Origin of the sequence: Niveibacterium terrae (genome assembly GCF_048213115.1) — a bacterium.
In the GTDB taxonomy this organism is placed as follows: domain Bacteria; phylum Pseudomonadota; class Gammaproteobacteria; order Burkholderiales; family Rhodocyclaceae; genus Niveibacterium; species Niveibacterium terrae.
This window is the reverse complement of record NZ_CP172404.1, coordinates 3,811,145-3,824,892: the sequence shown is the minus strand read 5'-3', so window position 1 is coordinate 3,824,892 and position 13,748 is coordinate 3,811,145. Positions and strand designations below refer to the sequence as shown.

The 13,748-nt window shown below is 64.7% G+C and carries 12 protein-coding genes; 7 read left to right on the top strand and 5 right to left on the bottom strand.

Features of this window, described 5'->3' with window-relative positions; translation table 11 throughout:
• The first annotated feature begins 34 nt into the window (after positions 1 to 34).
• From ACHFB9_RS17525 to ACHFB9_RS17510, 4 genes are read left to right on the top strand one after another with little or no spacing between them, the layout of a single operon-like run.
• Entirely contained in the window at positions 35 to 970 is a 936-nt protein-coding gene (locus ACHFB9_RS17525) for a branched-chain amino acid ABC transporter permease (RefSeq protein WP_417068801.1), read from the top strand.
• A gap of 8 nt (positions 971 to 978) precedes the next feature.
• Positions 979 to 2,076, top strand: a complete 1,098-nt coding sequence (locus ACHFB9_RS17520) for an ABC transporter permease subunit (protein ID WP_417068800.1) — start codon at positions 979 to 981, stop codon at positions 2,074 to 2,076.
• Positions 2,073 to 2,843 (top strand): ABC transporter ATP-binding protein, encoded by a 771-nt coding sequence (locus ACHFB9_RS17515; protein ID WP_417068799.1) that lies wholly within the window; start codon positions 2,073 to 2,075, stop codon positions 2,841 to 2,843. Before ACHFB9_RS17520 ends, ACHFB9_RS17515 begins: the two co-directional genes overlap by 4 nt.
• Positions 2,833 to 3,561 carry an ABC transporter ATP-binding protein gene (locus tag ACHFB9_RS17510; protein WP_417068798.1) on the top strand — a complete coding sequence of 243 codons (729 nt, stop codon included), beginning with the start codon at positions 2,833 to 2,835 and terminating at the stop codon, positions 3,559 to 3,561. Before ACHFB9_RS17515 ends, ACHFB9_RS17510 begins: the two co-directional genes overlap by 11 nt.
• Before the next feature lie 33 nt (positions 3,562 to 3,594).
• Here ACHFB9_RS17510 and ACHFB9_RS17505 read toward each other — a convergent pair whose 3' ends face one another.
• Positions 3,595 to 3,996, bottom strand: coding sequence for a carboxymuconolactone decarboxylase family protein (locus tag ACHFB9_RS17505; protein ID WP_417071423.1), 402 nt, complete (start codon positions 3,994 to 3,996; stop codon positions 3,595 to 3,597).
• A gap of 151 nt (positions 3,997 to 4,147) precedes the next feature.
• On the opposite strand from ACHFB9_RS17505, the gene ACHFB9_RS17500 reads away from it, so the two are divergent.
• Positions 4,148 to 6,322, top strand: a complete 2,175-nt coding sequence (locus tag ACHFB9_RS17500; protein WP_417068797.1) for a M13 family metallopeptidase — start codon at positions 4,148 to 4,150, stop codon at positions 6,320 to 6,322.
• Positions 6,323 to 6,404: 82 nt separating this feature from the next.
• Here the strand turns inward: ACHFB9_RS17500 and uvrA are convergent, their stop codons facing one another.
• Together uvrA and ACHFB9_RS17490 are read right to left on the bottom strand one after the other, a co-directional pair.
• Positions 6,405 to 9,224, bottom strand: coding sequence for an excinuclease ABC subunit UvrA (uvrA, locus tag ACHFB9_RS17495; protein WP_417068796.1), 2,820 nt, complete (start codon positions 9,222 to 9,224; stop codon positions 6,405 to 6,407).
• A 1-nt stretch (position 9,225) separates the two neighbouring features.
• Entirely contained in the window at positions 9,226 to 9,846 is a 621-nt protein-coding gene (locus tag ACHFB9_RS17490) for a transglutaminase-like domain-containing protein (protein ID WP_417068795.1), read from the bottom strand.
• 230 nt (positions 9,847 to 10,076) lie between these two features.
• On the opposite strand from ACHFB9_RS17490, the gene ssb reads away from it, so the two are divergent.
• Positions 10,077 to 10,577 (top strand): single-stranded DNA-binding protein, encoded by a 501-nt coding sequence (gene ssb, locus ACHFB9_RS17485; protein WP_417068794.1) that lies wholly within the window; start codon positions 10,077 to 10,079, stop codon positions 10,575 to 10,577.
• A gap of 57 nt (positions 10,578 to 10,634) precedes the next feature.
• On the opposite strand, the gene ACHFB9_RS17480 is transcribed toward ssb, so the two are convergent.
• On the bottom strand, positions 10,635 to 11,621 hold the full coding sequence (locus tag ACHFB9_RS17480) for a Gfo/Idh/MocA family protein (protein ID WP_417068793.1): 987 nt from the start codon (positions 11,619 to 11,621) through the stop codon (positions 10,635 to 10,637).
• Positions 11,622 to 11,796: 175 nt separating this feature from the next.
• Between ACHFB9_RS17480 and ACHFB9_RS17475 the strand changes: the two genes are divergently transcribed.
• Entirely contained in the window at positions 11,797 to 12,465 is a 669-nt protein-coding gene (locus ACHFB9_RS17475) for a glutathione S-transferase family protein (RefSeq protein ID WP_417068792.1), read from the top strand.
• 12 nt (positions 12,466 to 12,477) lie between these two features.
• Here the strand turns inward: ACHFB9_RS17475 and ACHFB9_RS17470 are convergent, their stop codons facing one another.
• Positions 12,478 to 13,491 (bottom strand): lipid A deacylase LpxR family protein, encoded by a 1,014-nt coding sequence (locus ACHFB9_RS17470; protein ID WP_417068791.1) that lies wholly within the window; start codon positions 13,489 to 13,491, stop codon positions 12,478 to 12,480.
• Positions 13,492 to 13,748: the final 257 nt, after the last annotated feature.

Below are 13,748 nucleotides of genomic sequence, written 5' to 3'. Positions count from 1 at the left end.
CCTCCCGGCGCCGGGAATCCACGAGGACACCCCTGTGCTTCAGACTCTTCTTCAGCAAATCATCAACGGCCTCGTGGTCGGCAGCGTCTATGCCGTTGTCGCCCTCGGTTACACGATGGTCTACGGCATCCTGGGCCTGATCAACTTCGCCCATGGTGACCTCGTCATGGTCGGCGCGCTTTCGGCGCTCTCGGCCATCCTCTTTTTCCAGCAGGTCTTCCCCGGTCTTCCTCCGGTGGTCCACTTCGTGCTGGGCTTGCTGGTCGCGATCCCGGTCTGCGTCGCGATCGGCTACACGATGGAGCGCGCCGCCTATCGCCGGCTGCGCAACGCACCGCGGCTCGCGCCGCTGATCACCGCGATTGGCGTCTCCTTCCTGCTCCAGACCCTGGCGATGATCGTCTGGGGTCGCAGCTATCACAGCTTTCCGCAGCTGATCTCGACGAATCCGCTGCAGATCTTCGACGGAGTCTTCATCACGCCGATCCAGCTCGCGACGATCCTGGTGTCGGCGGCGATGATGATCGGCCTGATCCTGCTGGTGAGCCGCACCCGGTTGGGCCGCGCGATGCGCGCGACCGCCGAGAACCACCGGATCGCGAGCCTGATGGGCGTCGACACCAACGGCATCATCGCGCTGACTTTCGTGATCGGCTCGGCGCTGGCTGCGGTCGCCGGGGTCATGATCGCGTCGAATTACGCGGTCGCGCACTATTCGATGGGCTTCACGCCTGGGCTCAAGGCTTTCACGGCGGCGGTGCTTGGCGGTATCGGCAACCTCGGCGGCGCGATGGTCGGCGGGATCGTGCTGGGGCTGATCGAGGCGATCGGCGCCGGTTACATCGAGACCTGGAGCGGTGGCTGGCTCAATTCGAGCTACCAGGACATCTTCGCCTTCGTGATTCTGGGCATCGTGTTGATCTTCCGCCCGACCGGCCTGCTCGGCGAGCGCGTCGCGGATCGAGCCTGAGGCGAACCATGAACAACATCTCTCAAGCTATCCCCTTCCTCGGCAGCCGCTACCCGCGCTCCGCCTCCGCTACGCTGATCGCGTTTGCGCTGATCGTGCCGGTCCTCGCCGCGCTGTGCGGCAACACCTGGGTGCGCATCCTCGACTTCGCGCTGCTCTACATCCTGCTTGCGATCGGGCTGAACCTCGTCGTCGGCTTCGCCGGCCTGCTCGACATGGGCTACATCGCGTTCTACGCGGTCGGCGCCTATACCTGGGCCTTCCTCGCCTCGCCCCAGTTCGGCTACCACCTGCCTTTCTGGCTCGTCCTGCCCCTGGGCGCTGCTTTCGCCGCCTGCGCCGGCATCATCCTCGGCTTCCCGACGCTGAGGCTGCGCGGCGATTACCTCGCGATCGTGACCCTGGGCTTCGGCGAGATCGTCCGGATCTTCATGAACAACCTGACCCACCCGGTCAACATCACGAACGGCCCTCAGGGCATCGATCAGCTCGACGGACTGTCGCTGTTCGGTTTCGAGCTGAACAAGGGCCTGCCGCTGGGCGAGAGCTTCCAGGTCTCCTCGCTCTTCCTCTACTACTACGTTTTCCTTGCGGCCGTCGCGTTCGCGATCCTGCTCGTCAAACGGCTGCAGGTTTCGCGGATCGGCCGGGCCTGGGCGGCGATTCGCGACGACGAGCTCGCCGCGAAGGCGATCGGCGTGAACACGCGCAACCTGAAGCTGCTCGCGTTCGCGATGGGGGCGACCTTCGGCGGCGTCTCGGGAGGGCTGTTCGGCTCCTTCCAGGGCTTCGTCAGTCCGGAGAGCTTCACGCTGATGGAGTCGACGGCGATCCTGACGATGATCGTGTTCGGCGGCATGGGCAGCCTGGCCGGCGTCATCGTCGGCGCGGTCGTGCTCTCGCTGCTGCCCGAAGTGCTGCGCCAGATCGCGCTGCCGATCCAGGAAGCGCTGTTCGGTCGGGTCTTCCTCGACCCCGAAGTGCTGCGGATGCTGCTCCTCTCGCTGGCGATGATCCTGATGATGATTCTGAAACCGGCCGGCCTCGTGCCCGCCCAGTCGCGCTATTCGCGCACCGATGATCTGAAGCGCGAGGAGGGAGCATGATCACGCTGCTCGAAGCCCGGGGGATCTGCAAGCGCTTCGGCGGTCTGCAAGCCCTCTCCGACATCTCGCTGACGATCAACAAGGGCGAGGTCTATGGCCTGATCGGTCCGAACGGCGCCGGCAAGACGACGCTGTTCAACGTGCTGACCGGCGCCTATGTCCCCGAGCAGGGGGAGTTCGTGTTCAACGGCAGCGAACTGCCCTTGGGCAAACCCGACCGCATCGTCGGCCGCGGCATCGCGCGGACCTTCCAGAACATCCGGCTGTTCCGCGAGATGACCGCGCTTGAGAACGTGATGGCCGGCCACTTCATCCGAACCAAGACGGGCCTGCTCGGGGTGCTGCTGCAGACCCGGCACTCGCGCGAGGAGGAGCGCCTCAGCACGCAGCGCGCCTACGACCTGCTCAAATATGTCGGCATCGCGCGCCACGCCGACACCTTGTCGCGCAACCTGTCCTATGGCGATCAGCGCCGCCTCGAGATCGCCCGCGCGCTGGCGACCGAACCGCGCCTGCTCGCGCTCGACGAGCCGGCGGCCGGCATGAATGCGACCGAGACGGTCCAGCTGCGCGAGTTGATCGAAACCATTCGCAAGGACGGAGTGACCGTGCTGCTGATCGAACACGATGTGAAACTGGTGATGGGGCTGTGCGACCGGATCGCCGTGCTCGACTTCGGCAAGAAAATCGCCGAAGCGGCGCCCGCCGAGGTCCAGAAGAACAAGGCCGTCATCGAAGCCTATCTCGGAGGCGGTCATGCACACTAGCCCCGCTTCTCCGCTGCTGCAGCTGCGCGATCTGCAGATCGCCTACGGCCAGATCCAGGCCGTCAAGGGAATCGATCTGGAACTGTTCGAGGGAGAGCTCGTCTCGCTGATCGGAGCGAACGGTGCCGGCAAGACGACGACGCTGAATGCGATCGCGGGAACCCTGAATTCCTCGGGCGGAGAGTTGATCTATCGCGGGGAATCGATCGTCAGCCTGCCGACGCACAAGAGATTGCGCGCCGGCATCGCGCTGGTTCCGGAAGGGCGCGGCATCTTCACCCGGCTGACCGTCGAAGAGAACCTGAGGATGGGCGCCTATACGCGCAACGATCAGGAAGGAATCGAAGCCGACCTCGACAACGTCTACCGGATGCTGCCCCGGGTCAAGGAGAGGCTCGCCCAGGTCGCTGGCACGCTGTCCGGCGGCGAGCAGCAGATGGTCGCGATCGGCCGTGCTCTGCTCTCCCGGCCCAAGCTTCTGTTGCTCGACGAGCCTTCGATGGGCCTGGCGCCCTTGATCGTCGAGAAGATCTTCGAGGTGATCCAGACCGTGCAGAAGCAGGGTGTCACTATCCTGCTGGTCGAGCAGAACGCGAACCTCGCCCTGGGCTTCAGCAGCCGCGCCTATGTGATGGAGAGCGGCAAGATCAGCCTGTCCGGCTCCGGTGAAGATCTGCTCAAGGATCCGAAAGTCCGCGCGGCCTACCTCGGCGAATGACGGGAAGGGGCGAAGCGCTTCGCCCCTCCTTCCTTAGTCGGCGCGCTCGGCGAATACTTCCTTCGCCGCGGCGAGGCCGTTCAGCGCGGCCGGGAAGCCGGCATAGACGGCCATCTGGATGATCGTCTCGACGACTTCGTCGCGGCTGCAGCCGACGTTCAGCGCCCCGTGGATATGGACTTTCAGCTGCGGCTGGGCATTGCCCATCGCGGTCAGCGCGGCGACGACCGCGATCTCGCGCGACTTCAGATCCAGCTGCGGACGCGAATAGATGTCGCCGAACGGGAACTCGATCAGGTTGCGGGCGAAGTCCGGCGCGATGTCGGCCAGCGGCATGACGGCCGTCTTCAGGCGCAGCACGAACTCCAGCCAGAGCACATCCTGGGGTCGGTAGCGGCGGTGGCCACTCGCTGAGCGGACGATGGGCCGCAGCAGGCCGGCCGTTTCCTAGAAACGCAGCGTGTGCGGAGTGAGTCCGGTCTGGCGCGAGAGCTCACCGATGGTGAGGTCCTTGTTGGTCATGGCTGTCATCCTGAAAATTCGAGTGCACTCGAAGTCAAGAGCCTGACAGGACGGGGGGGTGACCTTGAGCGCTCACCTGCGCGATCGGGGTGATTCTTTGCAGCTCGGTATCAAATCTTGTCGCGACAGTTGCTTGATACTCCAGGCTACGGTCCTGGCATCGACACCTAATGCCTCTCCATTAAATTGGTTCCTCCGACGTTTTGCCGACAGAGCGATGAGAAAATCGAGGAGTTTCAGATTCTTGGCCTTGCTGATTTTGCTGGCAGGCTCTGGTCTTGCCCAAGCAAGCTCTTTCGGTCTGGATATGGGCGGCAGCGATGCCGCCGTACGTCCCCAGGACGACTTGTTCCGTGCCGGAAACGGTGCCTGGCTGGCCCATACAGAAATCCCCGCCGACCGGTCCTGGTATGGCATACATGCGGTGCTGCGCGACCAATCCGATCAGCACCTGCGCGAGATCGTTCAGGAACTGCAGCTCAAACATCCGCAGCCGGGAACGATCGCAGAAAAGGTGGCGAACTTCTATGCAAGCTATCTCGACACTGCGGCGATCGATGCTGCCGGGCTGAGCCCGCTGCAGCCTAGGCTCAAGGAGATCGCAGATATCGCGGACAGGCACGAACTGGCCGCGCAGCTGGGGCGACTTCAAGGGGTACTTGAGACTCCCGTGACCCTCAACCTGGGGCCGGACCAGAAAGACCCCGAGCACTATTCGGTGACAATCTGGCAGGGAGGCTTGGGCCTGCCCGACCGGGACTTCTATCTGGATCGCAGCGATGCCCGGATGGCCCAGGCCCGTGAAGCCTACCGTCAGTACCTGGAGACCTTGTTCCGGCTGGCGGGCGATGATGATCCCGTTCAGAGCGCGCGGCAGGTCTATGAGCTCGAAGAGAGCATAGCCCGCAGTCACTGGAGCCAGGCCAAGTGTCGCGATCTGCTCAAGACTTACCATCCGGTGACGCTGTCTGCATTGCGAAGACTGGCGCCAGGCATGGACTGGGAGCTGTTTTGGCGTGGTGCGGGTTTGCCGGCCCCCCAAAAAATCATCCTCGGACAGCCCGACCAGGTTGCCGCAACAGCGCGGCTGCTCGCGCAGGTGCCACTGACGGTATGGAAGCGCTATTTGACCGTGCATCTGCTCGATGCCACGGCGACCGTCTTGCCCCGGGCTTTCCGGGATGCCTCGTTCGCGTTTCACGGCCGGGCGCTGAACGGAGCGGAGCAGGAGCGGCCGCGCTGGCGGTTGGCGATAGGCGCGCTCAACCGGCAGATGGGTGAAGCGGTCGGACAGCTTTATGTGGAGCGGCACTTCTCGTCCGAGCAGAAGTTGCGCGCTCGTGCTCTGGTCGACAAGCTGTTCAAGGCCTTCAGCCAATCGATCGATGGCCTGACCTGGATGTCGGCGGGAACTCGGGAAAGGGCGCAACAGAAGCTGGCCAACTATCAGATCAAGATCGGTTACCCGGATCGTTGGCGCGATTATTCCAGTTTGACCGTCAAAAATGCAGACGCTGTCGGCAATCTCTTGCGCGCCAAGCGCTTTGCCTTCGACGAAAGCGTGAAGAGAATCGACGACAAGGTGGATCGCCAGGAGTGGTCGATGCTGCCGCAGACCATCGATGCCTACTACAACCCGATGTTGAACGAGATCGTCTTTCCGGCGGCTGTCCTCCAGCCCCCGTTCTTCGATGCCGGGGCGGACGATGCCGCAAACTACGGCGCAATTGGCGCCCTGATCGGCCACGAGATCAGCCACGGCTTTGACGACCAGGGAAGTCGCTATGACGGGAGGGGGCGTCTGCACGACTGGTGGACCCGGCAGGACCGCAAGGCTTTCGATGCGATAGGGGCTAGGGTCGTGACCCAGTACAACGCCTATGAGCCGATACCGGGGCGGCATATCGACGGCAGACTGACCTTGGGAGAGAACCTTGCCGACATTTCCGGGCTGCAAGTTGCGTTCAAGGCTTACCAACTCTCCCTGGAAGGGAAGCCTTCATCGGTCATCGATGGATTGAGCGGGGAGCAGCGTTTCTTCTTCAGTTGGGCCCAGCTCTGGCGGGACAAGGAGAGGGAGTCTCTGATGCTTCAGAACCTCGCCACGGACCCCCACTCGCCCAATGAGTTTCGCGTGAACGGAGCGGCCGCCAATTGCGACGCTTTCCATCAGGCCTTTTCAACCCGGCCTGGCGACAGGATGTACAAGGCCCCCGGCGAAAGGCTCCGGATATGGTGAGGATTTCTGGCCGGAAGGAATCAGCGAAGAAAGCCTGGAGATGAGGCCTCTTTCGATTTGAGCCCTGTCGCCCGTGACCTGTTCAGCCCAGCATCCTCTTCAGATAGCGACCCGTATGGCTCTGCGAGTGGGCGGCGACGGTCTCCGGCGTGCCGGCGACGAGGATCTGGCCACCGCCCGCACCGCCTTCGGGGCCCATGTCGATCAGCCAGTCGGCGGTCTTGATCACGTCGAGGTTGTGTTCGATCACGATGATCGTGTTGCCCTGATCGCGCAGGTGGGCGAGCACGCGCAGCAGCATCTCGATGTCGACGAAGTGCAGGCCGGTCGTCGGTTCGTCGAGGATGTACAGCGTCCGGCCGGTGTCGCGTTTGGAGAGCTCAAGCGCGAGCTTGACGCGTTGCGCCTCGCCGCCCGACAGCGTCGTCGCGCTCTGGCCCAGCCGGATGTAGCCCAGGCCCACGTCGAGCAGGGTCTGCAGCTTGCGGGCGAGGGCTGGCACCGCCTCGAAGAAGCGGTGAGCCTCCTCGACGGTCATCTCCAGCACTTCGGAGATCGTCTTGCCGCGGTAGCGGACTTCGAGCGTCTCGCGGTTGTAGCGCTTGCCGTGGCAGACGTCGCAGGGGACGAAGACGTCGGGCAGGAAGTGCATCTCGACCTTGATCATCCCGTCGCCCTGGCAGGCCTCGCAGCGGCCGCCCTTGACGTTGAACGAGAAGCGGCCCGGACCGTAGCCGCGTTCGCGCGCTTCGGGCACGCCGGCGTAGAGCTCGCGGATCGGCGTCATCAGACCCGTATAGGTGGCCGGGTTCGAGCGCGGCGTGCGGCCGATCGGCGCCTGGTCGACGCTGATGACCTTGTCGAAGAACTCCAGCCCCTCGATCTCCTGATAGGGCGCCGGTTCGGCCGACGCGCCGTAGAGGTGCTTGGCGGCGATCGTATACAGCGTGTCGTTGATCAGCGTGCTCTTGCCCGAACCGGAGACTCCGGTGATGCAGGTCAAGAGGCCGACCGGCAGTTCCAGCGTCACATCCTTCAGGTTGTTGCCGCGGGCGCCCCTGAGCACCAGATGGCGCTCGGGATCGGGGGCGCGGCGCTCTCCGGGCAGCGCGATCTTTCGGCGGCCGGAGAGGAAGGCTCCGGTCAGCGAGTCGGGGTGCGCTTCGATCTCGGCGGGTTTGCCCAGCGCGATCACCTCGCCGCCGTGCTCGCCGGCGCCCGGTCCCATGTCGATGACGCAGTCGGCGGCGCGGATCGCGTCCTCGTCGTGCTCGACGACGATCACGGTGTTGCCCAGGTCGCGCAGCCGCGCCAGAGTGCCGAGCAGGCGATCGTTATCGCGCTGGTGCAGGCCGATCGACGGTTCGTCGAGCACATACATGACCCCGGTCAGGCCCGAGCCGATCTGGCTCGCGAGCCGGATCCGCTGCGCTTCGCCGCCGGAGAGCGTGTCCGCGCTGCGGTCCAGGCTCAGGTAGGAGAGGCCCACATCGATCAGGAACTGCACGCGGGCCGAGATCTCGTGGACGATCTTCTCGGCGATCAGCGCACGGTGGCCGTCCATCTGCAGCGTGTCGAAGAAATGTTTGCAGTCGGCCAGAGGCAGGTGGCCGATCTCGGGCAGAGTGCGCTCACCGATCAGCACATGGCGCGCTTCTTCGCGCAAGCGCGTGCCGCCGCAGGCCGGACAGGGCTGGTGACTGCGGTACTTGGCGAGTTCCTCGCGGACTGCGAGCGAATCGGTTTCGCGGAAGCGCCGCTCCAGATTCGGCAGGATGCCTTCGAAGGGGTGCTCCTTCTTGACCATGCGGCCGCTCTCGGACAGATACTTGAACGCGATCTTCGTCGTTCCCGAGCCGTGCAGCACGACTTCCCGGGCTTCGGCAGCCAGCTCCTCGAAAGGCGTGTCGAGATCGAAATCGTAGTGGCTCGCGAGGCACTGCAGCATCTGGAAGTAGAACTGGTTGCGCCTGTCCCAGCCGCGGATCGCGCCCGACGCGAGCGACAGGTGCGGGAAGGCGACGACCCGGGTCGGGTCGAAGAACTCCATCGTGCCGATGCCGTCGCATCTGGGGCAGGCGCCGACCGGATTGTTGAACGAGAACAGGCGAGGTTCGAGCTCCTGCAGCGCGTAGCTGCACACCGGACAGGCGAAGCGGGACGAGAACAGGTGGGACTTACCGCTGTCCATCTCGACCGCGAGCGCGCGGCCCTCGGCGTGGGCGAGTGCGGTTTCGAAGCTCTCGGCGAGGCGCTGGCGCGCGTCGGGTCTGACCTTGAGGCGGTCGATCACGACGTCGATCGAGTGCTTCGCGTTCTTGTCGAGTTTTGGCACCGCATCGATCTCGTGCAGCACGCCGTCGATGCGCAGGCGCACGAAACCCTGGGCGCGCAGCTCGGTCACCAGATCCTCGAAACCGCCCTTGCGCTCGGTGACGATCGGCGCGAGCACCATGATCTTCGTTTCTTCGGGCAGGGCCAGCACCGTGTCGACCATCTGCGCGACGCTCTGCGCTTCGAGGGGCAGACCGTGTTCAGGGCAGTGCGGCGTGCCGGCGCGCGCAAAGAGCAGGCGCAGATAGTCGTGGATCTCGGTCACGGTGCCGACCGTCGAACGCGGGTTGTGGCTGGTCGCCTTCTGTTCGATCGCGATCGCCGGCGACAGGCCTTCGATCAGGTCGACGTCGGGTTTTTCCATCAGCTGCAGGAACTGCCGCGCATAGGCCGACAGCGATTCGACGTAGCGGCGCTGGCCTTCCGCGTACAGCGTGTCGAAGGCCAGCGAGCTCTTGCCCGAGCCGGACAGGCCGGTGATCACGGTCAGCTGGTTGCGCGGAATGTCCAGCGAGATGTTCTTCAGGTTGTGCGTGCGCGCACCGCGGATCTTGATGTCTTGTGCCACTTCAGTTCCTTGTTGCCGCCCCGTCCGGGCAGCGGATCCTGTCGATGGGCAGGACGGTGATGTCGGGGAGATCCCGGTAGAGCGTTTCTATGCTGTCCGCGCGGCTCAGCGCTTCGACGATGACGGGCAGCGGTTCGGGCCAGATCTCGTCGAAGTCGCGTTCTTCGGCTCCGATGATCGGGAAGGCGAGTTGTTCCACGGGCGGCGTGAAGCGCGCATCGACCCCCGGCTTGTTGCCGCGCGCGTCGATCCGGAACCAGCCGTGCGCCTTCAGATGCACCGCGTTCAGACCATGCAGGCAGTAGGGTGCGCCCTCTCCTTCGAGCGACAGACGCTGGTAGCAGAGCCCGGCCGGGATGCCGTTCGCACGGAGCAGGGCCGCGAGCAGGTGGCTCTTCGCGTAACAGTAACCGGTCCGCTCGGCGAGCACGGCGGAGGCGCGGCAGGTGACCGGGCCGCTGCGGACGTCCCAGCTGTGGGCGATCTCGTCGCGGACGAACTCGAAACAGCGCCGCGCGATCGCCTCGTCACCGCGCAGGCCTTCCGCGAGACGCCTGGCCTGGGCCAGGACTGCGGGGTTTTCCCAATCGATCCAGGGGCTGGAGAGGAGAAAGGCTTTCATCGGCGCGGGCGGCCAAGGGTCGCAGCATGGGGGAGAGAACCCGCTAATATACGCAACTCGCTGATTCGAAGCCATTTCCGATGGAGATTGCGCAGCAGCGAAAGCCGCTGCCTGCGCAGAGGCGGGGTCAGGGGAGGTGTGCTCGGAGGCCGCCGATGGCATACTCCCGAACCAATGTGAATGGAACGCGGGGCGCAGCCTTGCCCGCCGCGACAACGAAGGAAATCAAGATGGCATCGGTAAACAAGGTCATTCTCGTCGGCAACCTCGGAGCTGATCCCGAAACCCGCTATGCGCCCAGCGGGGACGCGATCTGCAACATCCGGATTGCGACGACCGACACCTGGCGCGACAAGACCTCGGGTGAGAAGCGCGAAGCGACCGAATGGCACCGCGTCGTGTTCTTCGGCAAGCTCGCCGAGATCGCCGGCCAGTACCTGAAGAAGGGCCGCTCGGTCTATGTCGAGGGCCGGCTGCAGACCCGCAAGTGGCAGGACAAGGAAGGCCGGGATCAGTACACGACCGAGATCCGCGCCGATCAGATGCAGATGCTCGGCGGCGCCCGCGACGGCGCGTCCGAAGGCGGCAGCCGTGGCTACTCCGGCGGCGACGACTATTCGCAGGAGCAGCGTGCTCCGGCGCCGCGCCCACAGCAACGTCCCGCTCCGGCCCCGGCGCCCAGCCAGGCCCCCTCGGGCATGGGCGACTTCGACGACGACATCCCGTTCTAAGAAGCAGCCCGCTGGCCAGAGCCCGTTCTTCGCGAGAGGAACGGGCTTTTTCTTTGCTCAGTCCTCGAACGGGTAGCGCTGACCGATCGCCGCGCGCAGCGCGTCCATCAGCCTCATCGTCGCCAGGGTGTCGGTATGTGGGATGACGGGACTCTCCAGCCGTCCTTCGCGGATGCAGCGCTGCGCTTCCTCGATCTGGTATTCGAAGCCGCTCGCGCGATGCGGCCGCGCGAGCGTCAGCTCTCCGGACTCGTTGCTCAAGGTCGCCGTCGTCGCGCCCCAGAACATCGGGTGGATGCGGATCTGGCCCTCCGAACCGTAGATCCAGAAGTCGTTGGCGGTTTCGGCGCGGAGCGTGCAGTGGAACTGCGACATCAGACCCTCACCGTAGTCGAGCGTCGCAGCGAGCTGTTCATCGACGCCGGTCGCGCCGACATGGCCGCTCGCCGAGAAATGCTCCGGGTTGCGCCGGAGCACCCACTGCGACACGGACAGGTTGTAGATGCCGATGTCGAGCAGCGCGCCGCCGGCGAGCTGCGGGTTGAACAGGCGGTCCTGAGGATTCCTCGGCGCCTTGAAGCCGAAGCTCGAACTGAGCAGCCGGACCTCGCCGATGCGGCCCTCGTCGAGCCATTTTCGGACTTCGCCGTAGATCGGCAGGAAGCGGGTCCACAGCGCTTCCATCAGGAAGACCCGGCGCTCGCGCGCCAGCGCGAACAGAACTTCGGCCTGCGCGGCATTGACCGTCAGCGGTTTCTCGCAGAGCACCGACTTGCCCGCGTCGAGGCAGGCGCGGACCAGATCGAAGTGGTGGGAGTGCGGCGTCGCGATATAGATCGCGTCGAGCTCCGGATCCGCGATCAGCGCTTCATAGCTGTCGGAGCACCGGGCGTCGCCATATTGCGCGGCAAACGAGCGTGCGCGCGCTTTGTCCCGGCTGGCCACGGCGTAGAGCTTTGCGTCCGCGACGGCGGCGAGCCCCCTGGCGAAGTTGTGCGCGATGCGTCCCGGCCCGATCAGGCCCCAGCGGAAGACTCGGTTCACGGCTGACCTTTGAACTTTGTTCGATGGTCGAACATGCTAGTCGAAAACCCATCTCCCTGCTGCCGGCGATCGACCCGGAGCTGGGTGGGGGAACTTCCGCTCTCGAGCAGTTTCTACCAGGAGCTTCCGAAGAGAAGCCCTCGTTTCCTCCGTTACCCTGACCCGAAAGCGCACCATGATCACGCTGCACCACCTGAACAATTCCCGCTCGCAACGCGTGATCTGGCTGCTCGAAGAGCTGCAGTTGCCCTACCAGATCCGTCGCTACCAGCGCGATCCGGGCACCGTTCTGGCGCCCCCCGAGCTCAAGGCGGTTCATCCCCTGGGCAAATCCCCGGTCATCACCGATGGCGACATCACCGTCGCCGAATCCGGTGCGATCATCGAATACATCGTCGAGACCCACGGCGGCGAGAGCCTGCGCCCTTTGCCGGGCACGGCGGCGCGGCGCGATTACTCCTACTGGCTGCATTACGCCGAAGGCTCGGCGATGCCGCTGCTGGTGATGACGCTGGTTTTCAGCCGCCTTGCGCACCCTCCGATGCCGTGGCTGCTGCGCCCGCTGGCTGCGCAGATCGCCAAAGGCGTACAGCGCAAACTTTTGAATCCCCAACTCGCCATCCATCTGGACTACATCGAAAAGCATCTGGCGAAGACCGGATGGTTTGCCGGGGATGCGTTCAGCGCCGCCGACATCCAGATGAGCTTCGTGCTGGAAGCCGCGTCGAGCCGCATTGCTCACGCCCAGGGGTTGCCGAATATCGCCGACTTCCTGAAGCGCATCCATGCGCGCCCGGCTTATCAGAAAGGACTCGCCAAGGGTGGGCCGTACGCATACGCCTGAGCGTGTCTGCGCTCACGGGATCCGCGTGGTGAAGGTGATCGATCCGAAGGACTGGCGCTCGCTGTTGCCGACGACGAAGGGACTCGCGCTCTGCAGCGACAAGGTCAGCGACGATTCGCCCCAGCCGAAGGCGATACCGGCCAGCGCGACCATGGCCGATTTGCGCAGATTGGCCGGGTTCCCGGCGGGGGTGTCGTCGCCGATGCGCATGCCGGTGAAGCGGTCCGCCGAGTATCCGGCATAGGCGAAGCAGCCGCGACCGATCACGAACGGATCCGAGCTGCGGCCCTGGACTCTGACCACGGTCGGGAAGCTGCGTTCGAGATCTCTTCCATAGCGGATCAGCGCCGTCCCGCCGAATGAGGATTCCAGATTGCCCAGCGTTGCCCCGCCCAGCAGTATGAAATCGCTCGTTGCCTCCGCGGTGGGTGTGTCCGACCATTGGAAACGCCGGGCGCGATAAGCTTCGAGTCCGGCGAGCAGTCGGTTGCGTCCCTGGCTGCCCCAGCCCCGGGGACCCTCGGAGCCGAAGAGACGGTGGACGAAGCGTTGCGTCTGCGCGGCGCCCGAGGCTGTACCGACGACGCCCAGATCGACCGCGATCAGGTCGGCGGTCTGTTCGCGCACCGTGACCTGAGCGGAACGAAATTGCAGTACGCCGATGTACGGAGAGTCCGCCGCGGCCGGAACGGAGCGTGACTTGTCGCGCGGCGTCACCATGAACTGAGCCAGCGAGCTCGAAGCCAGCACGGGTTTCCCGGTGCCGAGAGCGCTGGCAAGGCGGGCGAGCAGCACGGGCGGAGCGACGCTGGGTTCGCCCGGGGACGGGGCGCGCAGCATCCCGAAGACCACGCCATTGGTGTAGCCGCCGCCATCGTTGCCAAAGAAGATGTCGTTCTGGCCCGTGAAGGTGAAGAAGCGCTCGTCGGCATGAGCCGACTGAGCGGCGCATGCCGCGATCAGGATCGCGCTGCCCGGCAGAGCGAAGAAGCGCCGGATGAATCGGATGCGGCGGTCGGCGCTCATGCCCGGTGTCTCCTGACCCTCGATGATTTTGGTGATTCAAACCGGCGTGTTGCTGTGCGCGCGGCTCTGGGCTCGAGCGGAAAGTGTAGTGCTGGTGTCCCGTCTAATCCCTTGCATAGTGCTCATCGCAAGCAAGAGAGAAGCAGTCCGTCGAGTTGTCGCGGCTTGTCCCCGTTGCGGTGGAGAGGGGACGGCTCGGCGAGCGGCTGTGCGGGCCATTTTTTTTCCAGACATGAAAAATGCCCATGAGCTGCTGG